This window comes from Streptomyces sp. NPDC002577, from assembly GCF_053594815.1.
Window position 1 is genome coordinate 277,767 of record NZ_JBSFWK010000002.1, and the last position, 22,490, is coordinate 300,256.

Here is a 22,490-nt window from a genome sequence, read left to right on the forward strand (position 1 = left end):
CCTCGGCTCGGTGCGGACGCGGAGTGACGGGGTTTCTGCGGGCCGGCGTGACGGGGTTTGCGTGGGGTGGAGCGGTGTGGGGTGGAGCGGTGTGGGGTGGAGCGGTGTGGGGCCGTCGGCGCGGAGTCGGGCAAGGCCCTCGACGCAGGGCCGTCGGAGATCTTCGGTGTGGAGCGGCGCGGAGCCTTTGCCGCGGAGCGGCCCGAAGCCTCCGGGTCCGGGATCCCGCGCCCGGTCACGACGCGTTGTCCGCACGGACGGGTGCCCGACGCGTGGCCGGCACCGCCCCACCGGGGCCGGGCTCGTCCGCCGTGACCGCCGGGTGCCAGCCGTGGCGGTCGAGGGCGCGCACCAGTGCCCGTACCATCTGCGGGTCGAACTGGGCTCCCGCGCACCGCTCCAGCTCCTCCACCGCGACCGCCACCGGCCGTGCCCTCCGGTACGACCGCGTCGACGTCATCGCGTCGAAGGCGTCCGCGACCGCCACCACCCGCGCGCACTCGGGGATCTGGGAGCCCACGAGCCCGTACGGATAGCCGCTGCCGTCCAGCCGCTCGTGGTGGTGCAGGATCGCCGTCCGCGCCTCCCCGAGGAACCCGATCCCGCGCACCATCTCGTGGCCGTACTCCGGATGCAGTTCGATGACGCGCCGCTCCTGAGGGGTCAGCGGCCCGTCCTTCCTGAGCAGCCGTGTCGGTACGCCGAGTTTCCCGACGTCGTGCAGGATGCCGGCGAACCGCAGCACCTCCACCCGCTCGTCGTCCATCCCCAGCTCCCGCGCGATCATCATCGACGCCTGTCCGACACGCTCGCTGTGCCCCCGCGTGTACTCGTCCTTGATGTCGACCGCCTGCACCAGGGCCCGGATGGTGGCCCGGTGGGCTGTGCGCTCGTGGTGGTACTGCGCGAACACCCAGCAGGAGACGTACATCGGCAGCAGTACAAGCAGCGCGGCGAGCGGCCCGTACGGGCTGCGCCACAGGACGGCCATCATCAGCCCGGCGAGCCCGTGCACCCCCACGGGCGCGAGCGAGCGCAGAAGCAGCCCCCGCCACCCGGCCGGCGCCGCCGCCCCTCCCCTCCGCCTGAAGGGCACGGGAGGCACTCCCCGCGCCGCCGCGAGGATGCCGCTGTCCAGGTAGGACAGCACACAGCAGAACGCCAGCACGGCGGCCCCGACGGGCACGAGGACGTACGGGAAGTCCGCGGCCGTCACGGCGTCGCGCCCGCCCAGTGCCGCGTGCACCGCGGCCGCCGCCGAGGCGCTCAGGGCGAGCTGGGCAGCGCGCCAGACCCGGCGCAACCACTGGGGCCGCTGCTCGACGTGGGCGAGCAGGCCACCCGGGAGGGCGACCAGCGCGGCGGCCGCGGGCGGCAGCAGAAAGGCTCCGGCAAGCAGGACCGGGAAGAAGGTGCCCATACCCTCGGGAGCTCGGCGCCCTGCGATACGCAACCGCGGCGCCTGCTCACACCCGGCGTACAGCAGTGCGAGCAGCGCGACCGCGAGCCACGGGGTGCGCGACGTCAGAGCGGGAGCCACACAGGCGGCGGCGCCCACGGCGACGCAGGCGATGAAGACGCGGGCACACGGCGGAACCGACCGCATGGCGCTCCCCTCGCGTGGCCCGGGCCGTGTGGCCGGGCAAGCCCGTCAAGGCTCCGGAGAATAGATCGGCGGGCAGGGCAGGGGGGCGGCAATGGGTGATTCCCGTGGCGCCACGGCCACGGATTAGCACATTCGGGTGACGCTCTTGCGTACAGAGCAGAACAGGCCGCGACGAAACGTCGCGGCCTGTTCGTGTGTGCGTGCCGGGCCGTGTGGGGCCTGGTGTGTCAGCCCTCCTGGGCTCCCGCCGGCAGATCCGAGACCGTCACGTCATGGTCGGGAACCGCCTGGCCGGACCGGATCAGTTCGATGCGTCCCATGACCTTCGCCCGCAGCCCGGCGGGTACGTCGTCATGGCCGCAGCACCGCTTGACCAGCTTCTTCACGGCCTGCTCCAGACCGTACTTCTCCAGGCACGGCGAGCACTCCTCGAAGTGGTGCTCGAACTTGCTGCAGTCGGCGTCCGGCATCTCGTGGTCCAGATACTCGTAGAGGTGGTCGAGTACCTCACTGCAGTCAGTCTCGTGCGGCTTTCCGCAGCTCATGAGCCCGACCCTTTCGCTTCGTCCGACTCTCCGGCGCCGGCCGGGACGAGGCCGCGGTCACGGGCGTAGTCCTCCAGCATGCCCCTCAGCTGGCGGCGGCCCCGGTGAAGCCGCGACATCACAGTACCGATGGGGGTACCCATGATGTCCGCGATCTCCTTGTACGCAAAGCCCTCAACGTCCGCGAGATACACGGCGATACGGAACTCTTCGGGGATCGTCTGCAGCGCGGCCTTCACATCCGAGTCGGGCAGGTGGTCGAGCGCCTGCGACTCGGCGGAGCGCAGACCCGTCGACATGTGCGACTCGGCGCGCGCCAGCTGCCAGTCCTCGATCTCCTCGGCGGCACTGCGCTGCGGCTCGCGCTGCTTCTTGCGGTAGCTGTTGATGAACGTGTTCGTGAGGATGCGGTACAGCCACGCCTTGAGGTTGGTGCCCTCGCGGAACTGGTGGAACGACGCATACGCCTTGGCATACGTCTCCTGCACCAGGTCCTCGGCGTCGGCGGGGTTGCGCGTCATACGCAGCGCGGCCGAGTACATCTGGTCGAGGAACTCCAGGGCATCCCTCTCGAAGCGCGCGCTGCGCTCGGCAGCCGTCTCCGCGCCCTTGGGCTGATCCGCCTGGCCGTTGTCGGTCCCTGCGTCGGTCCCAGTGACCGGACCCACCTCCTCCGGAGCTGCAGCGGGGCCGGGTCGGACCCCACTCGAATCGGAGGATAGACGACGATCCGGTCCGCCCGCCGCCCTAATGGGGGCGTTTTTGACCGCGCTCAGCACCGTCCAGTCCAGGTCAGTGGCGCTGCGGCGGCTCGGGCAGATGGTCGAACCCATGCGGCGGACTTCCTCTCCTACGAACGGTCCGGTACCCGATGTCGGTACCGTCTGTCCGCCACAACAGTGGTTCGAGCCTCGAACATTCCCGGCAGGCAACAGTGGCGTCATTCGAGTGACACAAGCCACTCCACGACACCGCCGGTGATGATCTCCAGCGCCTCCTCCTGGCCGATCTCCCCCCTCTTCGGCACGGCGAACCCATGATCGCCGTACGCCACCTCGACAAGCCGGTAGTCACCCTCCGGGAACTCCTCCGGCTTCCCGAAGGGGTCGTTGCCGCCCTGGACGACCAGCGTGGGCACGCCGGCGCCGAGCAGCTCGCCGGCGCGGGACTTCTCCGGCTTGCCGGGCGGGTGCAGCGGAAAGCTGAGGGCGAGCACGGCGTGGGCGCCCAGCTCGGACGCCGTACGGCAGGCGACCCGGGCCCCGGCGCTGCGGCCACCGGAGACGACCGGCAGCCCGGGCTTCTCGAGCGCGGGCCACACCCCCCGCCACCCGACGTCCAGCGTCTTCGGCGCGGGCGCCACCTTCTTCCCTGCCACCCGCCAGGGCTGCTCGACGAGCGCGACGGTCACCCCGTGCGCCGGCAGCACCCCGGCCAGCGCCCGCAGATCCCGCGCCTCGATCCCGCCCCCGGCCCCATGCCCGAGAGCGACCACGACCCGCGCCTTCACCGCGGCGGGAAACCAGCTGATCCGGGCAACCCCGGCATCGGTCTCGACGTCCTCAGTACGCATCACAGCCCCATACTGCCGCTACTGCCAGGGGGGAGGGTGCCCCGGTCAGAACAGCGTCCCCACCTCAGGCCCCTCCAGCTCCTTCACCAGCTCAGGCCCGTTGTTCCGCACATCGCTCACCGCCGTGGAAACGGGATACGCCCGCATGAGCCCCTCGGGGGGCGGGGCAAGCAGCCCCCGCACATCGTCAGGATCCGTCCGGGACGGATCGAGCCACGCATCCCACCGATCAGGCGTCAGCATCAACGGCATCCGCGGATGAATCTCCGCAAGCGACCCCGGCCCCTCCGCCGGCGCGACGGCCAGCGGCCCCGTCTCCGCCTCGGTCGTGATGACGGAACACGTCACCCACCACGCCCGCGGATGATCGTCCGGCAGCGTCCGGTCCCGCCAGAACTCGTAAAGCCCGGCCATCGCGAAGACGGACCCGTCCGCGGGCGTCACGAAGTACGGCTGCTTGCGCGGCCGCTTCTTCTTGCCCTGGACTTCCAGATCACGCTCGGCGACCCCGGTCACCCACTCGTAGTAGCCATCGGCGGGGATGATGCAGCGCCGCGACGCGAAGGCGCGCCGGTACGAGGGCTTCTCGTGCACCGTCTCCGCACGGGCGTTGATCATCCGCGCCCCGCCCTCGGGTGACTTCGCCCACGACGGTACGAGGCCCCACGTAAGCGTGCGCAGCTGGCGAACCGGTCGGGGGCTGTCGGCGTCTTTCAGAGGGCGGTCCAGCACGGCGTAGACGTCCTTGGTGGGAGCCACGTTGTAGTCGGGCGCCAGCGCCTCCTTGGCGTCCCACTTCTCGATCTCAAAGATTCCTGCGAGATCCTCGGGCCTACGACTCGATGCATACCGTCCGCACATACGTGCCACACTGCCAGCCCCGTCCGTCTCCCACCAGGACCGAGAGAGGAGCCCGCCCGAAACATGGAGAGCGCAATGAGCACCGCGAGTGCATCCCTCACCTCCCTCTGGGACCGCGTCTTCGGCACCCAGCCGGACCCCGACCAGTGGGTGGTGATCGCCACAGCGGCCGTCGCGCTCGCCGTGGTCGTGCCGTACCGCCCGTGGCGGCTCGCCCGCAACGCGATCACCATCGCCCACGAGGGCGGTCACGGCCTGGTCGCCCTGCTCACCGGCCGCCGCCTGGACGGCATACGTCTGCACTCCGACACCAGCGGCCTCACGGTCAGCCGCGGCAGGCCCACCGGCCTCGGCATGATCCTCACCGCCGCCGCGGGCTACACCGCTCCCCCGCTGCTCGGCCTCGGTGGCGCCGCGCTCCTCGCCGCGGGCCACATCACCGCCCTGCTGTGGCTCGCCACCGCCCTGCTCGTCGCGATGCTGGTGATGATCCGCAACGCGTACGGCGCCCTGACGGTGATCGTCACCGGCGGCGCGTTCCTGCTCGTCTCCTGGCTCACGGGTCCGCAGGTGCAGGCGGCCTTCGCGTATGTCGTGGTGTGGTTCCTGCTGCTCGGCGGCGTACGGCCGGCTTTCGAACTGCAGGCCAAGCGGCGCAGGGGCAGCGCCGGCGACTCGGACGCGGACCAGTTGTCGCGCCTCACGCACGTTCCCGCGGGGATGTGGCTCTTCCTCTTCCATGCGGTGTCGCTCTGCGCGCTCATCGGGGGCGGCCGGTGGCTGCTCGAGGGCATGAGCCTGTGAGGGCTGGGATGGACCGCACCTCCTGTTACATATCAGCGCACTGTTTCGCATGGGTTTCGCCACATTTGATCAAGATCTCCGGTCATGGCCAACCACTAAAGTGAGGGGCATGACCGAGAACCCAGCGCACATCGACCTCTGGCCCGCCCCCCACGCGAGCGCGGCCGTCGACGCGACGGTCCACGTGCCCGGATCCAAGTCGGTCACGAACCGGGCCCTCGTCCTGGCCGCCCTGGCCTCCGAGCCCGGCTGGCTGCGCCGGCCGCTGCGCTCCCGCGACACGCTGCTGATGGCGGGCGGTCTGCGCGCCATGGGTGTCGGCATCGAGGAGACGGTGTCCTCCAGCTCCACCGTCGCCCGCGGCGCCGCCGCGTCGGGCGAGGCCTGGCGCGTCATCCCCTCGGGCCTGCAGGGCCCGGCCACGGTGGACGTCGGCAACGCCGGCACGGTGATGCGCTTCCTGCCGCCGGTCGCGGCGCTCGCGGACGGTCCCGTGCGGTTCGACGGCGACCCCCGCTCGTACGAGCGTCCGCTGAACGGCGTGATCGACGCCCTGCGCGTCCTCGGTGCGCGCATCGACGACGACGGCCGCGGGGCCCTGCCGATGACCGTCTTCGGCGGCGGTGCGCTGGACGGCGGCCCGGTCGAGATCGACGCGTCCTCGTCGTCGCAGTTCGTGAGCGCGCTGCTGCTCTCCGCCCCGCGCTTCAACCAGGGCGTCGAGGTTCGCCACGTCGGCTCGGCCCTGCCCTCGATGCCGCACATCCGGATGACCGTCGACATGCTGCGCAACGCCGGAGCCCAGGTCGACACCCCGGAGTCGGGCGGCGAGCCGAACGTCTGGCGGGTCACTCCGGGCGCCCTGCTCGGCGTCGACCTCACGATCGAGCCCGACCTGTCGAACGCCCAGCCGTTCCTGGCCGCCGCCCTGGTGACCGGCGGCCGCGTCGTCATCCCCGACTGGCCCGAGCGCACCACGCAGCCGGGCGACAAGCTGCGCGAGATCTTCACCGAGATGGGCGGCTCCTGCGAGCTGACCGACCAGGGCCTCGTGTTCACCGGTTCCGGTGCCATCCACGGCATCGACGCCGATCTGGGCGAGGTAGGCGAGCTCACCCCGGGCATCGCGGCCGTCGCCGCCCTCGCCGACTCCCCGTCGACGCTGCGCGGCGTCGCGCATCTGCGTCTGCACGAGACCGACCGGCTCGCCGCCCTCACCAAGGAGATCAACGAGCTGGGCGGCGACATCACCGAGACCGCGGACGGGCTGCACATCCGCCCCCGCCCGCTGCACGGCGGCGTCTTCCACACGTACGACGACCACCGGATGGCCACCGCGGGCGCCATCATCGGCCTCGCCGTGCCGGGCGTGCAGGTCGAGAATGTCGCGACGACGGCGAAGACCCTGCCGGACTTTCCCGACATGTGGGCCGGAATGCTCGGGAACTGACGGGCGGGATTCCGAGCCATGCGCCGCTACGGCAAGCACACCGACGAGGACGACGTCCGGGTCCGCCCCAACCGCAAGGGCAACCGGCCCCGTACGAGCATCCGCCCGAAGCACGAGGACGCCGCGGAGGGCATGGTCCTCACCGTCGACCGGGGGCGGCTGACCTGCCTCGTCGAGGACCGTGTCGTCGTGGCGATGAAGGCCCGCGAGCTCGGCCGCAAGGCCGCCGTCGTGGGCGACCGGGTCCACCTGGTCGGCGACCTGTCCGGCAAGAAGGACACCCTCGCCCGCATCGTGCGGATCGCGGAGCGCACCTCGGTGCTGCGGCGCACGGCCGACGACGACGATCCGTACGAGCGCGTGGTGGTCGCCAACGCCGACCAGCTCGCCATCGTCACGGCCCTCGCCGACCCGGAGCCGCGGCCGCGCCTGATCGACCGGTGCCTGGTGGCGGCGTACGACGGCGGGCTCGAACCGCTGCTCGTCCTCACCAAGTCCGACCTGGCCCCGCCGGACAAGCTGCTCGAGCTGTACGGCGCGCTCGGCGTCCCGTATGCCGTCACGAGCCGTGCCGAACTGGAGGACGGCAGCGCCGCGGACCGCGTGCTCGAGCATCTCGACGGGAAGATCACCGCGTTCGTCGGCCACTCCGGTGTGGGCAAGACGACTCTGGTCAACGCCCTGGTACCGGAGGACCGCCGGCGGACGACGGGGCACGTCAACGCCGTCACGGGCCGCGGCCGGCACACCACCACGTCGGCCCTGGCCCTGCCCCTGCTCGGCACCGGGGACGGCTCGGGCAGCGGCTGGGTGATCGACACCCCGGGCGTACGGTCCTTCGGCCTCGCCCATATCGATCCGTCCCGCGTCATCCACGCCTTCCCGGACCTGGAGCCGGGGACGGAGGACTGCCCGCGCGCCTGCAGCCACGACGAGCAGGACTGCGCACTGGACGCGTGGGTGGCCGAGGGCCATGCCGATCCGGCGCGGCTGTACTCGCTGCGACGGCTGCTGGCGACCCGGGAGCGCCGCGAAGGCGACTGATCTCGGGGGGCTGACCTCCCAGTGTTTGCGCCGTGACGGTAACGGTAAGTGCATAATCGCACCAAGCTGGACCCAAGGCAGACGAAGCGGTCACGGAACGCGATCAGCTGATGCGGGAGGCGTATACATGGCGTGGCTGCTGGTCGTCGTGGCCGGTTTTCTGGAGACCGGCTTCGCGGTATGCCTGAAGCTCTCGCACGGCTTCACCAGACTCTGGCCCACGATCGCCTTCGCCTCCTTCGCGCTCGGCAGCTTCGGTCTGCTCACCCTGTCCCTGAAGAAGCTCGACGTGGGGCCCGCGTACGCCGTGTGGACCGGCATCGGCGCGGCCGGCACCGCCGTCTACGGCATGGTCTTCCTCGGCGACCTCGTCTCCACACTGAAGATCGTCTCGATCACGCTGGTGATCGTGGGCGTGATCGGCCTGCAGCTTTCAGGCTCGGCCCGCTGAGACGGCGAGCAACACCTTTGCGGGCGGGCGTCGGCCGGCGGACACGTCACAACCGCAGAACATCACCACTGCCCAGCACCTCCCGCACCAGCCGCCCCACCCCGCCTTCCCCGGCAGGGGCGACCGCCCACGACAACGCCAGCCGCACGGCAACCTCACAGACCCGCGCCAGCTCCAGCGCCTCGGCCGCCGAGCCCCCCGGCAGGGCCACGGCCGCGATGGCCCGATCCCGCACCAGCCCGACGACATCGGCCGGCGAAGGCAACGGCCCGTCCGCCCGCCGCTGCGCCGGCACGACCGACGACGACGGCACCGCGGACGGCGTCAGCGAGGGCAGCCGCTCGCTCCAGCACCCGGTCAGCACGGCCCGCACCAGCGCATTGCCGCGCGCCGCCGCGACGGTCCACTCGGCAACGGCAGCGAGCCGCTCCCGTCCTTCGACGTGGCTCGCGAGGGCCCGGTCGACGCCCGCCAGATACGCGTCGGCCTCCCGGCGCACCAGCGCCCGGGCGAGGCCGTCCTTGCTTCCGAACTCGTTGTAGAGAGTCTGCCGCGAGACCCCGGCGCCGGCCGCGACGTCGACCATCCGCACCGCGGACCACGGACGGCGCGTCAGCGCCACATAGGCCGCGTCCAACAAGGATTCCCGCGCTGCAGGCATCATCGCCTCCCCGGCCGAGCGGCGAGCGGCTTCCGTGTCAGGGTTGACGCGCCCACAGGCACTGTCAAGGGTCGTGCGGGTGCGGTCCGTAGCACGTCGGGGCCCGCGGCACTCCGTCACTCCGCCGCGGAGGGCACCTGGCCGCATGCGCGAGGAGATCGATACTGTTCGCCCATGCCCGACTATCTCGATGACCTGCGTCTCGCCCATGTCCTCGCGGACGCCGCCGACGCCGCGACGATGGACCGGTTCAAGGCCCTCGACCTGAAGGTCGAGACCAAACCGGACATGACGCCGGTGAGCGAGGCCGACAAGGCGGCCGAGGAGCTCATCCGCGGCCACCTCGGCCGGGCGCGCCCGCGCGACGCGGTCCTCGGCGAGGAGTACGGCATCGAGGGCACGGGCCCCCGCCGCTGGGTGATCGACCCGATCGACGGCACCAAGAACTACGTACGCGGTGTGCCGGTCTGGGCCACGCTGATCTCGCTGATGGAGGCGGGCGAGGGCGGCTTCCAGCCGGTGGTCGGCGTCGTGTCGGCGCCGGCGCTCGGCCGCCGCTGGTGGGCGGCGAAGGGCCACGGCGCATACACGGGGCGCAGCCTGTCGTCCGCGAGCCGTCTGCAGGTCTCCCGCGTGCGCCGGCTGGCCGACGCCTCCTTCGCGTACTCGAGCCTGAGCGGCTGGGAGGACCAGGGGCGGCTCGACGGCTTCCTGGACCTCACCCGGGCGGTGTGGCGCACCCGCGGCTACGGCGACTTCTGGCCGTACATGATGGTCGCGGAGGGCTCCGTCGACATCTGCGCGGAGCCGGAGCTGTCCCTGTGGGACATGGCGGCGAACGCGATCATCGTGACGGAGGCGGGCGGCACGTTCACCGGCCTCGACGGGCGTCCGGGCCCGCACAGCGGAAACGCGGCCGCGTCGAACGGTCCGCTCCACGAGGAGCTGCTGGGCTATCTCAACCAGCGGTACTGACGCGTCGGTACCGACGCCGTCGGCGACAGCGCCCCCGGCGCACGGAGGTAAAGAACGTAAAAACCCGTGCGCACGCGCCCCCTTGTTGGGTTTCCGCTTCGCTGCGACTCTGAGAGTCCCCCCACTTGTGAACTTGTGAAGGGTTCAACAGGGTGCCTCGAGCACCGGGGGCTCGGAAGCGGAACCCCAGGAGGTGGCTCCATCCCATGCTCGTCCGTGACGCCATGAGCAAGCTGGTCCTCATCATCGGCCCCGACCACACCCTCCGCCAGGCGGCCCGGCTGATGTCGGCACGCCGTGTCGGCGCCGCCGTGGTCCTCGATCCCGACACGAGCGGGCCCGGCATCCTCACCGAGCGCGACATCCTGAACTCACTCGGCCTCGGCCAGGACCCGGACCACGAGAAGGCCGGCACCCACACCACGAACAACGTCGTCTTCGCCACCCCGACGTGGACCCTGGACAACGCGGCGGGCGCCATGGCGCACGGCGGCTTCCGGCATCTGATCGTGCTGGACGAGCGCGGCCACGAACCGGTCGGCATCCTCTCGGTGCGCGACATCATCCGCTGCTGGGCACCGGCCCCGCAGCGGGTACCGGCGGCGGCCACCTAAGGCCCTGTCGGCCTGGCCGGCGGGCACGCGAACGGGCCGGAGCCCCCGCAGGGGGTTGCGGCCCGTCTGCCGTCCCCCACCCCGTGATAGACAATGTCTAAGTCGAGCAAGCTTCCAAAGTCACACCCGTTCGGAATCTGGTCCCCCTGCTGTTAGGCTGGTTTTCATGAGTGACCTGCTGGAACGACTGCGCGGACGCGGATGGCGGATGACCGCGCAGCGGCGTGTGGTGGCCGAGGTCCTCGACGGCGAACACGTCCACCTGACGGCTGACGAGGTGCACGCCCGGGCCGTCGCCAAGCTGCCCGAGATCTCCCGGGCGACGGTGTACAACACGCTGGGCGAGCTCGTCACACTCGGCGAGGTCATCGAGGTCACCACGGACAGGCGCGCGAAGCGGTACGACCCGAACGCGCACCGGCCGCACCAGCACCTGGTCTGCGGCCAGTGCGGCGCCATCCGCGACGTCCACCCGAACGGCAACCCGCTCACGGACCTCCCCGACACGGAGCGCTTCGGCTTCACGATCTCGGACGTCGAGGTCACCTACCGCGGCGTCTGCCCGAACTGCGCGGGCGCCTGACGGGCGCGTACGACCCCCAAAGCTCCGGCACCGGACGGTGCCGGAGCTTCTTGCATTACAGGAACCCCCGCGACGCACCCCCTTCCCGAATCTGACGACCCGTCATATCGTCAGCGGCGCTCACACATCCGCACTCCGCAAGGAGAAGACCCGTGGGAGAGCCGCACCCAACCCCCACAGCCGCCCAGACACCCAAACTCCGGGCCACCGCCCTCACCCGCACCTTCGGCCGGGGCCCGACCGCGGTCCAGGCCCTCGGCCCCGTGGACCTCGACATCGCCCCCGGCGAGTTCACCTGCATCGTCGGCCCCTCCGGCTGCGGAAAGTCCACCCTCCTCCGTACAGCCGCCGGCCTCCTCCGGCCCACCGCAGGCGAACTCCGGATCCGCACCGCGTCCCCACGCCCAGCCGCGATGATCTTCCAGGACTACGGCATCTACGACTGGAAGACCGTCCTGGCCAACGTCCGCTTCGGCCTCGACATCCAGCGCGTCCCGCGCCGCGAGGCGGACGCCCGCGCGCACGACTGGCTGGCCCGCATGGGCCTCGCCGACTTCGCGGGCGCCTACCCCGCCACGCTCTCCGGCGGCATGCGCCAGCGCGTGGCGATCGCCCGAGCGCTGGCCGTCGAGCCCGAGATCCTCCTGATGGACGAGCCGTTCGCCGCACTCGACGCCCAGCTGCGCACGATCCTCCAGGACGAACTCCTCGACCTCACCCAGACCACCAGCACCACCACCCTCTTCATCACCCACAGTCTCGAAGAGGCGATCGTCCTCGGTGACCGGGTCCTGGTCATGTCGGCCCGTCCGGGCCGGATCATCGCCGAACGCCGCCCGCCCTTCAGCCGCCCGCGCTCCGGCGATGTGCGCTCGGCCCCGGAGTTCACCGCGCTCAAGAGCGAGCTGTGGGAGCTGCTGCGCGGGGAGGTCCGCAGGGAGGCGGTGCCGGTATGAGCGTCCATCCCGCACCCACCGACGTACGCAAGGAACACGCCACCGACGAGGCGGTGCTGGTCCGCCGCCCCGGCCCACAGGAGCTGCACCCCGTACGCACCCACCGCAGGCGCCGTGCCCTGGAGCTCTCCCTCGCGGTCGCCGTCCCGCTCGTGCTGGTCCTGCTGTGGCAGCTCGCCGCCGTGCAGGGCTGGGTCGACGACCGCGTCTACCCGGCGCCGAGCACGATCCTCGCGGACGGCTGGGACCGGGCCGCGGACGGCGATCTCTGGCCGGACGTGTGGGCCACGCTGAAGCGCGTGCTCGCCGGGTACGCGATCGGCACGCTCACCGGTTATGCGCTCGGCCTGCTCATGGGCTCGCTCTCCCTCGTACGGGCCGCGCTGGAACCCCTGCTCGACGCCCTGTACGTGGTCCCCAAGCTGGCCCTGCTGCCGATCTTCCTGAACATGTTCGGCCTCGGTGAGGGCCCGCAGGTCGCGCTGGTCGCGGCCACGGTCTTCTTCTTCGTCTGGATCTCGACGATGGCCGCGGTCCTGGCGGTCCCGGCGGGCCACCGCGACGCCGGGCAGGTCTTCGGGGCCTCGCCGTGGCAGATGTTCCGCCACGTGCTGCTGCCCGCGTCCCTGCCCGCGGTGCTGGTCGGCGCCCGGATCGCGGCGGGCGTCGCGGTGCTCGTGATCGTCGCGTCCGAGCAGATCGCCGCGACGAACGGCCTGGGCCATCTGATCTTCGACTCACGGGCGCTCTTCCAGAACGATGTGATGTTCGTCGGCATCGTCTGCGTGGCCGTGCTCGGCGTTCTCTTCTCCGAGGTCGTACGGCTCGTCGGCCGGCTGCTCACTCCATGGGCCCCGCGCGACCGAGGGCGGGGCCAGTCATGACGCTTCGGACGCTTTCGACACTTCCGTACGGAGGCCTCATGCACACCCGCACCGCCGTGACAGCGCTGCTCGTCGCGGGAACCCTGCTCGCCTCCGCCGGCTGCGCCAAGAACGACGGCCCGGGCAGCGAGCCGGCGGCCGGGCCCCGCGCCGTCAAGGCGGTCACCGGCTGCGGCGAGGGCAGCTGGACCGACCCGGCCGACCTGTCCGCGGACCGCAAGCCCGCCCGCTGCGACAAGAACGCGCCTGCCCCACAGCCGCTCGCGAAGAAACGCAAGCTGACGATCGCCACCGGCACCCTGAGCGCCGAGTACGTCGCGCCGCTGGAGGTGGCCCTGGAGAAGGGCGAATTCGCCAAGGAGAACCTGGACGTCGAGCTCAAGGTGCTGCCGACCCCGGACGCCCTGCCGCTCCTCGCCAAGGGCGACATCGACGCACAGTGGGCGGCGCCCGAGGCGGCCGTGATGAACGGCATCAACGGCGGGTTCGACATCAAGTGGGTGGCCGGGAACTTCTCACCCGACCCGGAGTCGAAGAGCGGCCTGTGGGTGCGGCTGAAGAAGGGTGAGAACGCGGACCACGTCACGATGGCGGGCCGCAAGCTCGGCACGATGATCGGCAAGGGCTCGGTCATCTCGTACCCGATGAACAAGGCGCTGAAGAAGCACGGCGGCGGCCTGGACAAGATCCAGTTCCAGCAGCTGGGCTCGGCCGACGTCCTGACCGCCCTGCAGAACGGCGGCGTCGACTCGGCCTGGCTGCTCGATCCGGTGTGGCGCAAGGTCGACGGCGACGACCGCTACGCTTTCCTGGGCGGCCAGCCCGCCGGCGAGCCGCTCGGCGGCATGCTCTTCGGCCCGAAGCTGCTGAACGACGACGTCGACGCGGGCGTGGCTCTGTTGCGCGCCTACATCCGCACGGTGAACACCTACTTCGCCGGCGACTACAAGTCGGACAAGTCGTTCGTCGCCGAGCTCGCGAAGCTCCTGAAGACGGACGAGGCCGTGCTGGAATCGACGCCGTCGCTCCGCATGGACTGGGAGATCCGCTCCGGTACGACAGACCGGCTGCAGGCCGCGTATGCCGCGGCAGGCGTCTTCGAGGGCGCTCCGGTTCCGGAGAAGAAGGCGGTGGACCGCGCGCTTTACGAAGAGGCGGTCGGCCACCAACCGTAGCCGGCTGCTCACTGCGGCAATGGAATGCGAAAGGCCCGGATCCTCAAGGATCCGGGCCTTTCGTTTCAGTAGCGGGGACAGGATTTGAACCTGCGACCTCTGGGTTATGAGCCCAGCGAGCTACCGAGCTGCTCCACCCCGCGTCGGTGAACCCCACATTACGCGAGCCCGACGCGGAAGAGCAAATCGCTTTCGGAACGGCAGGACTCGGTGGCCGACGGACCCGCTCGGACCGCTGTCGAGTCCGCCGGCGAATCCGCTCGGACCAGTGTCGAATCCGCTCAGGCCGACAGCTCCTGCCGGAGCGCGTCCCGCAACCGCGCGGCCCTCTCCGCGACCTCCCCCGACCCGAGTGCGACGGCCCGGTCGCACCACCGCTGGCCCTCCACGAGCTCACCCCGACGCGCGTAGAGCAGAGCGAGCCGAAGTGCCGCCCGCCCGTGCCCGGCGTCGGCCGCCCGCGTCCACCACAGCGCGGCCTCCGGCTCGCTGCCCTCGCGGGCGAGCAGCAGCCCGAGGTTGAACGCCCCGTTCCGGCTGCCGGCCTCGGCCGCCGCCCGGTACCAGTGCGCCGCCTCGACCACGTCGCCGCGCGCGGCGGCGAGCATCCCGACCCGCACCTGGGCACGCCGGTGCCCCTGCTCGGCGGCCCGCTCGTACCACTCCTCGCACTCGGTCTTCTCCGTCGCCGGTTCACCGAGCTCGTGGGCCTTCGCCGGCGGGCGCCGCGCGTCCAGGAGCGTCGCGAGCCGGTACGCCGCCTCCGCGCTGCCCCCGCCTGCCGCGCACCGCAGATGGCGCTCCGCGGTCCGCTCGTCGCCCTCCCGCAGGCGGGCGATACCCGCCTGGAGGGCGGCCTCGATGTGCCCGGCCGCCGCGGCCCGCTCGTACCACTGCAGCGCGCCCGCCTCCTGGCCGCGGCCGGCGCAGAGGATGCCGAGGTTGAAGGCGGCGTCCACGCTGCCCGCTTCGGCGGACTTGGAGAACCACGGTTCGGCGCCGGCCGCGTCTCCGCCCTGCAGAAGCAGAACGGCGAGCGCGTTGGCGGCCTCACGGTGGCCGGCGTAGGCGGCGTGCCGGTACCACTGCTCGGCCTGGGCGGTGCGGCCCTGGCCGGCGCAGAGCAGGCCGAGGTTGTAGGCGCCGTTGACGTCGCCCGCGTCCATGGCGGCGCGGTACCAGCGCTCGGCGGTCTGGGACTCGCCGCGCTCGGCGTGCAGTGCGCCCAGCGCGTTGGCGGCGTTGCCGTCGCCTTCCTGGGCGGCCTTGAGCCACCACACGGCGGCGTTCTTCTCGTCGCCGGCGTCGCGCAGCAGGAAGCCGAGCGCGCACGCGGCACGCGGTTCGCCGTCCTTCGCGGACGTCAGATACCAGCGGCCCGCCTCCTTCAGCTCACCCCGCTTCTCGAGGATCGCGCCGAGCTGCAGCGCGGCGCGCCGGTGCCCGCGCGCCGCCGCCTGCCGGTACCACTGCTCGGCCTCGTCGGCGAGGGTCAGCGCAGGCGCGCTCTCTCCTTCCGGCCTGGCTCCCTCGCCGTCGGGCGCGGTGTCGCCCGCGGTCGCCTGCGGCTTGCGGGCCGCGCCGGCCCGCTGCGCCGGGATCCGGCCTCGGAGCGTGCCGTCGCCGGGCTCCTCCGCTGCGCGCCGGTCGAGCGCGCGGGCCAGGCGGTACGCGGCCTCGCGGTGGCCGCGGTCGGCGGCGGCCCGCATCCAGGTCTCCGCCTCCGGGTCGCTGCGGTGCTCGAGGAGATCCGCGAGGGCATAGGCACCGAGGGCGTGGCCCTGTTCGGCGGACTGGCGCAGCCAGTACTCGGCGGCGGGCTCGTCGCCGCGTTCGCGGTGGTACCGGCCGAGCGCGTGCGCGGCCGCCGCGGACCCCGCGACGGCGGCGATACGCCACCATCCGGCGGCCTCTTCGGCGTAACCGCGCTGGTGCAGAAGAACGCCCAGGTTGTTGGCGGCCGCGCGGTCACCGGCCGCGGTGGCCGCGCGCAGCTGGGGCTCTGCCCCGTCGAGATCGCCTCGGCCCAGCAGCATGGCCCCGAGGACGCTCATCGCCTCTACGTCGCCGCTTTCGGCGGCGAGCCGCCTGCGTGCCTCTTCGGCGGCCGTGCCGGTCTCGTCCCGGTCAGCCGCATGCACAAACCGCCCCGTCTCGTACAGAGTTGCCTTGTCCCCCATAACGTCCATCGTCGCACCACCTGCAACCTGGGTACACCCGGTATACCGCAGCCCGTGAGGTCACTTCAGCGTTTTGTCGACATGCCCACAGAGAGACAAGTGAAACACAGAATTCCCAACTCCCACCGGCTGGAGCAGTCTTCGTACAAGCGTCAGTCGTCAACCGCGCTCACGGCTCGAACTCACTGACGAGACAAGGTCCGCGACCCACGGACATGCCGAAGGCCCGGATCCTGGTATGGATCCGGGCCTTCGACTTCAGTAGCGGGGACAGGATTTGAACCTGCGACCTCTGGGTTATGAGCCCAGCGAGCTACCGAGCTGCTCCACCCCGCGCCGTGTTGTTGAAACCGTATCACGACGCGGGACGGAGCCTTCCCCGGTTAAGTGCTGTTCCCGCTGCTCTGGCCGCTGCTGCTCTGGGAGCCGGAGGTGTCACCGGACTTGTCGCCCGACGTGTCCCCCGACTTGTCGGCGGTCTTGGACTGGGCGTCCTCGGCCCGCTGCAGCGCGTCCTCGAGGTCCTTCTGCGCCTGGCCGTACGCCTCCCAGTCGCCCTTCTTGAGGGCTTCCTGGCCGGCTTCGAAGGCCTTCTGCGCATCGTTGAGGGCCTCTTGGACGGTCGGGTTCTCCGACGTCGGGGGCTTGGTGGTTCCCTCGTCCGCCGGTGGCTGGGTGGCCGCCTCGGCTCCGAAGACCTTGTTGAGCGCCTGGTCCAGCGTGTCCTCGAAGGCCGTCGCGCCTCCGTAGGTCACCAGAACCTTGCGCAGCAACGGGTACTTCAGCCCACCACCGCGTACGTAGACGGGCTCGACATACAGCAGGCCTCCGTCGAGGGGCACCGTCAGCAGATTGCCGTACTCGACCTCCGAGTCGCCGCCTCTCAGCAGCCTGATGGACTCGGCGATGTCCTGTTCGGAGTTGAACTGGCTCTGGACCTGTTTCGGCCCGTCGACGGTTCTGCTCGACGGCAGCTTCAGGATCTGGATCTTGCCGTAGTCCTTGGTGCCCGCCTCCGCGTTGACCGACATGAACGCGCTGAGGTTGTCGCGGCCGTTCGGCGTGAACGTCGTCGTCAGCGAGAACGCCTGCGCCGTGTCGTCGGGCATCTTCATGCTCAGGTAGTACGGCGGCACGGCGTTGCCCGACTTGTTGGTCGGGTCGTCCGGCACCTGCCACACCTCGCTGCCGCTGAGGAACGTCTGCGCGTCCTTCACGTGGTAGCGCGTCAGCAGTTCACGCTGGACCTTGAACAGGTCCTGCGGATACCGCAGATGGCTCATGAGGGACTTGGAGATGTCGGTCTTGGGCTGGACGGTGCCCGGGAAGGCCTTCATCCAGGTCTTCAGCACCGGGTCCTCGGTGTCCCACTGGTAGAGCTTGACGGTGCCGTCGTAGGCGTCGACGGTCGCCTTCACCGAGTTGCGGATGTAGTTGACCTGGTTCTGCTGGGCCACCACCGCGCGCTGGTTGTTGGCGGCGGTCAGCGAGTCGGCCGTGGTGTCGCCGAGCGTGGTCCGCGAGGCGTACGGATAGCCGTTGGTGGTGGTGTACGCGTCGACGATCCACTGGATGCGGCCGTCGACCACCGCCGGATAGGCATCGCCGTCGATGGTGAGCCAGGGGGCCACCGCCTCGACGCGCTCCTTGGGCGTGCGGTTGTACAGGATCCGCGAACCCTCGCCGATCGCGCCCGAGTACAGGATCTGCGGCTCGTTGAACGCCGCCGCGTACGCGGCCCGGTTGATCGGGTTGGAGAGGTTGACGCCGCTGTTGCCCTTGTAGCTGGTCGTCTTCTCGCCGCTGTCGTCGGAGTAGTCGATCTCCTTCTGGGGACCGCCGACGATCGAGTACTGCGTGGTCTTCTCGCCGTAGTAGATCCGCTGCTCGTACTCGCCGAGCGACCCGGTGGACGGCAGGTCGGACTCGGTGAAGACCGGCCGGCCATCGGAGTCCGCGGTGGTGCCCTTGGCCGCGACGACGCCGAAACCGTGCGTGTATCGGAAGTGGTCGTTGATCCAGTTGTTCTTCGGGATGCCGTTGATGTTCAGCTCGCGCAGCCCGATGACGGTGTCCTGCTCCTGGCCGTCGATGTTGTACCGGTCGACGTCCAGGTTCGAGGGAAACGCGTAGTAGTTCCTGATCTGCTGAAGCTGCTGGAACGTCGGCGAGACGATGTTCGGGTCGAGCAGACGGATGCTCGCCGCGTTGTCGGCGTCCTCACGGAGCTTGCTCTTGTCCTCCGTGCTGCTCTTGCCCTCGTAGTCCTGCACCTTGGCGCCGTCGATGCCGTATGCCTCGCGGGTCGCCTTCAGGTTCTTCTCGACGTACGGCGCTTCCTTGGCCTGCTCGTTCGGCTGGACCTGGAACTTCTGGACGATCGCCGGGTACAGACCGCCGATGAGGATCGCGGAGAGCACCATCAGGCCGAAGCCGATGACCGGCAGCTGCCAGGTGCGCCGCCACAGCGTGGCGAAGAACAGCAGCGCGCAGATCACGGCGATGCAGAACAGGATCGTCTTGGCGGGCAGGTACGCGTTCGCGTCTACGTACCTCAGGCCTGTCCAGTTGCCCGTGGCCTTGAAGTCGCTGGACTTCACCGCCAGGCCGTACCGGTCGAGCCAGTAGGCGACGGCCTTGAGCGCGACGAAGAGGCCGAGCAGCACCGACAGATGCCCGGTGGCGGCGGCCGTGGCGCGCGCGCCCGGGCTGGTGATGCGCAGCCCCCCGTACAGGTAGTGCGTGAGGGCGGCCGCGATCAGCGACAGCACCGCAGCGGCGAAGCCGAAGCCCAGCAGGAAGCGGTACCAAGGCAGGTCGAACGCATAGAACGACACGTCGAGGTGGAACTGCGGGTCCTTCTGCCCGAAGGGCACGCCGTTGACCCACATCAGCCAGGTGCGCCACTGCCCGGCGGCGGAGGCGCCCGCGATCAGTCCGACGAGGGCGGCGATCGAGAGCAGGAGCCACTTCTTGTACGGGGCGATGCCCATGCGGTAGCGGTCGAGGCTCTGCTGCTCCATGGACATGGCGCTCAGCGGTGGCCGCAGCCGGTGGGCCAGCCAGATGTTCACGCCGACGGCCAGGGCCATCAGCAGGCCGAAGACGAAGAACAGGCCGATCTTGGTCCACAGGGTGGTCGTGAAGACGGACGAGTACTTCACGGACCGGTACCAGAGCCAGTCCGTCCAGAACCCTGCGAACATCACGAACGCCATGGCCAAGGCGGCCAGCACGCCCAATGTCATAAGCAGAGTCCGGACACGCCGGGACGGTCGGCCCACTCTCATCCGCTGCCCTGTCGGGCCTCCGCCGCGGTCCGGCATCTGGAAAGCCAAGGTGCGCACCTCGAAGTCGCTGTCGGTCTTCGGCCCCGCGATCGCCGGGCCACACATATGCAACTTACTGATGCTTTACTCAGTTCCCGCTTCCGGGGCGGAACGAGGCAGGATTGTGACCATGTCCAACACCGCCTCCTCAGGCACCCCCATGGCGGCCGGTCCGCTCACCCGCGCCGTTCTCGAGATCGACGAGTACGTCGCAGGGCTCGGCTGGGACCAGCCGGCCCGGCTCTTCGCACTCGTCGACACCGCTCAACTGCGTTCCCAGGAGCCGGGGCTCGCGGAGCGCCTCGGCCTCACCGATGACGCTCCGGCCGGCTCCTACACCCCCATCGAGCAGGACGAACTTCCTGCCGACAGCCCGCTGGACGAGTTCCTCGGCACGATCGCCTGGCCCGACGCCGTGGTCGGCTGCGCACTGTCCGTGGAGCGGCTGATGCTGCCGCCGTCCGCCGAGGCATCCGTACCCGACAGCCTGAACGAGGCCGAGCTCGCGAAGTGGGTCGCCACGCATCCCGAGCGCCAGGAGGTGCGGATGACGGTTGCGGTGCTGCGCGGCGGGGAGCGCGAGTCGGCGCTGCGGCTGCGCGAGAAGGACTCGGCGACCGACGTGCTCACAGGCTCCGACCTGGTGCCGGGCCTCGCCGAGGCGCTGGCGGCGACCTTCGAGGAGTAGTCCTCGTCGGCGTCCCTGGTGCGCTACCCCTTGGTGGTGCACCGGGGCAGGTCGGCCGTCTTGCCCTCCCGGATGTCGTTGAGGGCGTTCAGCGCGTCGTCGATGGTGTTGACCTTGACGAGCGTGAGCCCGTCGGGGGTGTCCTTGGCGGCCGCCGCGCAGTTGTCCTTGGGGGTCAGGAAGTACTGCGCGCCCTTGTCCCGGGCGCCGACCGTCTTCATCTGGATCCCGCCGATCGGGCCGACCGTCCCGCTGTCGTCGATGGTGCCGGTGCCCGCGACGAACTTGCCGCCGGTGAGACTGCCCGGGGTGAGCTTGTCGTAGATGCCGAGGGCGAACATCAGACCGGCGCTCGGGCCGCCCACGTCGGCGAGCTTGATGTCGATGTTGAACGGGAAGGTGTGATCGGTTCCGGCCTGGATGCCGACGATCGCGCGGTCGCCGTCGTCCGCCTTCTTCGTGGTGATGGTGACCTGCTGCGTGCGGGTCGCCTCCTTGCCCGCCTTCTCGGCGGCGGCCTGCTCCTTGGCGGGGACGACGGTGAAGACGACGTTCTCGCCGGGCTTGTGCTTGGTGACGAGCTCGGCGACGTCCTGGGGCTGCTTGACGCTCGTGCCGTCGACGGCCTTGATGACGTCGCCCGCGTGCAGCTTGCCGACGGCCGGGCTGTTCTTGAGCACCGACTCGACGATCACCCACGACTTCACGGGGATGTCCAGCTCCTTCAGGGCGGCGACCTTGGCGCTCTCCTGGGACTGGCTGAACTCCTCCGCGTTCTCCTGCGTCGACTGCTCCTCCGTCTTGCCGTCCGGATAGAGGGTCTCGTGCGGAACGATCTTGCTGTCGCGCGCCAGCCAGCCGTAGATGGCCTGGACGAGGTTCATGTTGTAGTCGGCGCTGGTGACCCTGACCGTCGTCATGTTGAGGTGGCCGGTCGTCGGGTACGTCTTACGGCCGGAGATCTGCAGCACCGGCTCGCCGTCGTGATCGCCGAGCGTGTTCACCGTGGGCCCCGGGGTCATTTCCGCGTAGGGCACCTGGATGAGCACTCCCGCGCAGAGCAGCGCGATCAGGATCAGGGTGGAGGCGAGCATCGTCGCAGTGCGGCGTGGCATGGAACGACAGTACGGGACGGGTCTGTCACTGCACTGCCCGGGCCGTCCGTACGGGGCTCGGGACAGGTCAGGCGGCGTCAGGGCCGGAATGGGACCTCTCCATCGCCTGCCGGAAGCGCTCATATCCCGCGAGCTCCGGGCCGTCGCCCATCCTGCGGTGTCTGGCGGCCCAGCTGCCCCACACCCCGGCGCCGATCGCAGCCACAAGCGGAATCAGCAACCATGCAAGCGCCGCCATTCCGACCTCCCAACCCCACAAGCGACCGCAACTGACTGATCAGCAGCTGATCGGCAGCTGTTCAGCAGATTAACCATTCGCACCGTCAACGCTCACGGCGGGGGTGCGGTTACGCAACTGGAATGCTTTTCGGTAAGTAGGGACTTAGGTTTCGCCGGCTCACGACGCCCTTACGCGCCGACCCGCCCTCCCGTCGCCCGACCACCACCCCTCGACGACGGCGCTACGCGCCGACCCGCCCTCCCGTCGCCCGACCACCACCCCTCGACGACGGCGCTACGCGCCGACCCATTCTTCTGTCCCGTCCGAGAACTTCTGGTGCTTCCAGATCGGGACTTCGTGCTTCAGGTCGTCGATCAACTTGCGGCACGCCTCGAAGGCCTCTGCCCGGTGCGGGCACGAGACGGCGACGACGACCGCGATGTCTCCCACCCGCAGGTCGCCGACGCGGTGGACGGCGGCGAGCGCCCGCACCGGGTATTCGGCGACGATCTTCTCCGCGATGCGGCGCATCTCCGCCTCGGCGGTCGGATGGCAGGAGTACCCGAGGGCATCCACGTCGGAGCCGCCGTCGTGGTTGCGCACGGTCCCGACGAACAGCGCGGTACCGCCCGCGGCATCGTCACCGGCGGCCAGGAACACCTCGTCGACGGAGATCGGACTGTCACGCAGCGCGAGAAGCCGAATGGGATCCTGCCCGGCCTGCTCACCGGGGTGGTCATAGGTGCGTGCCATAGCCCCATGGTGCCCCACACCAC

General features: G+C 70.4%; 21 protein-coding genes and 2 tRNA genes. 11 read left to right on the plus strand and 12 right to left on the minus strand.

The annotated features are described in order from the left end of the window. Window positions 1-235: 235 nt before the first annotated feature. The 5 genes from ACWD4J_RS04855 to ACWD4J_RS04875 all read right to left on the minus strand — a co-directional run bounded on the left by ACWD4J_RS04855 (window position 236) and on the right by ACWD4J_RS04875 (window position 4,585). Window positions 236-1,606 (minus strand): HD-GYP domain-containing protein, encoded by a 1,371-nt coding sequence (locus tag ACWD4J_RS04855; RefSeq protein WP_451393860.1) that lies wholly within the window; start codon window positions 1,604-1,606, stop codon window positions 236-238. Between the two features lie 227 nt (window positions 1,607-1,833). Beyond that, the gene (gene rsrA, locus ACWD4J_RS04860; RefSeq protein WP_451393861.1) at window positions 1,834-2,151 is read right to left on the minus strand and encodes a mycothiol system anti-sigma-R factor; all 318 of its coding nucleotides are present in this window, start codon (window positions 2,149-2,151) and stop codon (window positions 1,834-1,836) included. Then, the gene (gene sigR / locus ACWD4J_RS04865) at window positions 2,148-2,819 is read right to left on the minus strand and encodes an RNA polymerase sigma factor SigR (protein WP_451393862.1); all 672 of its coding nucleotides are present in this window, start codon (window positions 2,817-2,819) and stop codon (window positions 2,148-2,150) included. Before sigR ends, rsrA begins: the two co-directional genes overlap by 4 nt. Window positions 2,820-3,091: 272 nt before the next feature. Beyond that, window positions 3,092-3,724, minus strand: a complete 633-nt coding sequence (locus ACWD4J_RS04870) for an alpha/beta hydrolase family protein (protein WP_451393863.1) — start codon at window positions 3,722-3,724, stop codon at window positions 3,092-3,094. A 45-nt stretch (window positions 3,725-3,769) separates the two neighbouring features. Beyond that, window positions 3,770-4,585: an SOS response-associated peptidase gene (locus ACWD4J_RS04875; RefSeq protein ID WP_451393864.1), complete on the minus strand. Its 816-nt coding sequence runs from the start codon at window positions 4,583-4,585 to the stop codon at window positions 3,770-3,772. Window positions 4,586-4,660: 75 nt separating this feature from the next. Between ACWD4J_RS04875 and ACWD4J_RS04880 the strand changes: the two genes are divergently transcribed. The 4 genes from ACWD4J_RS04880 to ACWD4J_RS04895 all read left to right on the plus strand — a co-directional run bounded on the left by ACWD4J_RS04880 (window position 4,661) and on the right by ACWD4J_RS04895 (window position 8,334). Beyond that, the gene (locus ACWD4J_RS04880) at window positions 4,661-5,389 is read left to right on the plus strand and encodes a M50 family metallopeptidase (RefSeq protein ID WP_451393865.1); all 729 of its coding nucleotides are present in this window, start codon (window positions 4,661-4,663) and stop codon (window positions 5,387-5,389) included. Window positions 5,390-5,498: 109 nt separating this feature from the next. Beyond that, a complete protein-coding gene (gene aroA / locus ACWD4J_RS04885; protein WP_451393866.1) occupies window positions 5,499-6,839 on the plus strand; it encodes a 3-phosphoshikimate 1-carboxyvinyltransferase in 1,341 nt (446 codons plus the stop codon). 18 nt (window positions 6,840-6,857) lie between these two features. Beyond that, a complete protein-coding gene (gene rsgA, locus ACWD4J_RS04890) occupies window positions 6,858-7,883 on the plus strand; it encodes a ribosome small subunit-dependent GTPase A (RefSeq protein WP_451393867.1) in 1,026 nt (341 codons plus the stop codon). A gap of 127 nt (window positions 7,884-8,010) precedes the next feature. Next, window positions 8,011-8,334 carry a DMT family transporter gene (locus ACWD4J_RS04895; RefSeq protein ID WP_451393868.1) on the plus strand — a complete coding sequence of 108 codons (324 nt, stop codon included), beginning with the start codon at window positions 8,011-8,013 and terminating at the stop codon, window positions 8,332-8,334. Between the two features lie 46 nt (window positions 8,335-8,380). Here ACWD4J_RS04895 and ACWD4J_RS04900 read toward each other — a convergent pair whose 3' ends face one another. Then, entirely contained in the window at window positions 8,381-8,998 is a 618-nt protein-coding gene (locus ACWD4J_RS04900; protein WP_451393869.1) for a TetR/AcrR family transcriptional regulator, read from the minus strand. 171 nt (window positions 8,999-9,169) lie between these two features. Between ACWD4J_RS04900 and hisN the strand changes: the two genes are divergently transcribed. The 6 genes from hisN to ACWD4J_RS04930 all read left to right on the plus strand — a co-directional run bounded on the left by hisN (window position 9,170) and on the right by ACWD4J_RS04930 (window position 14,182). Continuing rightward, a complete protein-coding gene (gene hisN, locus ACWD4J_RS04905) occupies window positions 9,170-9,970 on the plus strand; it encodes a histidinol-phosphatase (RefSeq protein WP_451393870.1) in 801 nt (266 codons plus the stop codon). A gap of 206 nt (window positions 9,971-10,176) precedes the next feature. Beyond that, entirely contained in the window at window positions 10,177-10,584 is a 408-nt protein-coding gene (locus tag ACWD4J_RS04910) for a CBS domain-containing protein (RefSeq protein WP_451393871.1), read from the plus strand. Between the two features lie 166 nt (window positions 10,585-10,750). After that, the gene (locus ACWD4J_RS04915; RefSeq protein ID WP_451393872.1) at window positions 10,751-11,167 is read left to right on the plus strand and encodes a Fur family transcriptional regulator; all 417 of its coding nucleotides are present in this window, start codon (window positions 10,751-10,753) and stop codon (window positions 11,165-11,167) included. 152 nt (window positions 11,168-11,319) lie between these two features. Next, window positions 11,320-12,123 (plus strand): ABC transporter ATP-binding protein, encoded by an 804-nt coding sequence (locus tag ACWD4J_RS04920; RefSeq protein WP_451393873.1) that lies wholly within the window; start codon window positions 11,320-11,322, stop codon window positions 12,121-12,123. Continuing rightward, a complete protein-coding gene (locus ACWD4J_RS04925; RefSeq protein WP_451393874.1) occupies window positions 12,120-13,007 on the plus strand; it encodes an ABC transporter permease in 888 nt (295 codons plus the stop codon). The genes ACWD4J_RS04920 and ACWD4J_RS04925 overlap by 4 nt, the downstream gene beginning before the upstream one ends. Before the next feature lie 38 nt (window positions 13,008-13,045). Then, on the plus strand, window positions 13,046-14,182 hold the full coding sequence (locus tag ACWD4J_RS04930; protein ID WP_451393875.1) for an ABC transporter substrate-binding protein: 1,137 nt from the start codon (window positions 13,046-13,048) through the stop codon (window positions 14,180-14,182). Between the two features lie 69 nt (window positions 14,183-14,251). Here the strand turns inward: ACWD4J_RS04930 and ACWD4J_RS04935 are convergent. The 4 genes from ACWD4J_RS04935 to ACWD4J_RS04950 all read right to left on the minus strand — a co-directional run bounded on the left by ACWD4J_RS04935 (window position 14,252) and on the right by ACWD4J_RS04950 (window position 19,688). Continuing rightward, a tRNA-Met gene (locus ACWD4J_RS04935) sits at window positions 14,252-14,325 on the minus strand. A gap of 138 nt (window positions 14,326-14,463) precedes the next feature. Continuing rightward, complete coding sequence (locus ACWD4J_RS04940) at window positions 14,464-16,371, minus strand: sel1 repeat family protein (protein WP_451393876.1); 1,908 nt, start codon at window positions 16,369-16,371, stop codon at window positions 14,464-14,466. A 253-nt stretch (window positions 16,372-16,624) separates the two neighbouring features. Then, window positions 16,625-16,698, minus strand: a tRNA-Met gene (locus ACWD4J_RS04945). Window positions 16,699-16,745: 47 nt separating this feature from the next. Next, window positions 16,746-19,688, minus strand: a complete 2,943-nt coding sequence (locus ACWD4J_RS04950; protein ID WP_451394019.1) for a UPF0182 family membrane protein — start codon at window positions 19,686-19,688, stop codon at window positions 16,746-16,748. Window positions 19,689-19,821: 133 nt separating this feature from the next. On the opposite strand from ACWD4J_RS04950, the gene ACWD4J_RS04955 reads away from it, so the two are divergent. Further along, window positions 19,822-20,379 carry a PPA1309 family protein gene (locus tag ACWD4J_RS04955; protein WP_451393877.1) on the plus strand — a complete coding sequence of 186 codons (558 nt, stop codon included), beginning with the start codon at window positions 19,822-19,824 and terminating at the stop codon, window positions 20,377-20,379. Window positions 20,380-20,402: 23 nt separating this feature from the next. On the opposite strand, the gene ACWD4J_RS04960 is transcribed toward ACWD4J_RS04955, so the two are convergent. Both ACWD4J_RS04960 and ACWD4J_RS04965 read right to left on the minus strand, forming a co-directional pair. Continuing rightward, window positions 20,403-21,494 (minus strand): YlbL family protein, encoded by a 1,092-nt coding sequence (locus ACWD4J_RS04960; protein ID WP_451393878.1) that lies wholly within the window; start codon window positions 21,492-21,494, stop codon window positions 20,403-20,405. 514 nt (window positions 21,495-22,008) lie between these two features. Then, window positions 22,009-22,467, minus strand: a complete 459-nt coding sequence (locus ACWD4J_RS04965) for a molybdenum cofactor biosynthesis protein MoaE (RefSeq protein ID WP_451393879.1) — start codon at window positions 22,465-22,467, stop codon at window positions 22,009-22,011. Window positions 22,468-22,490: the final 23 nt, after the last annotated feature.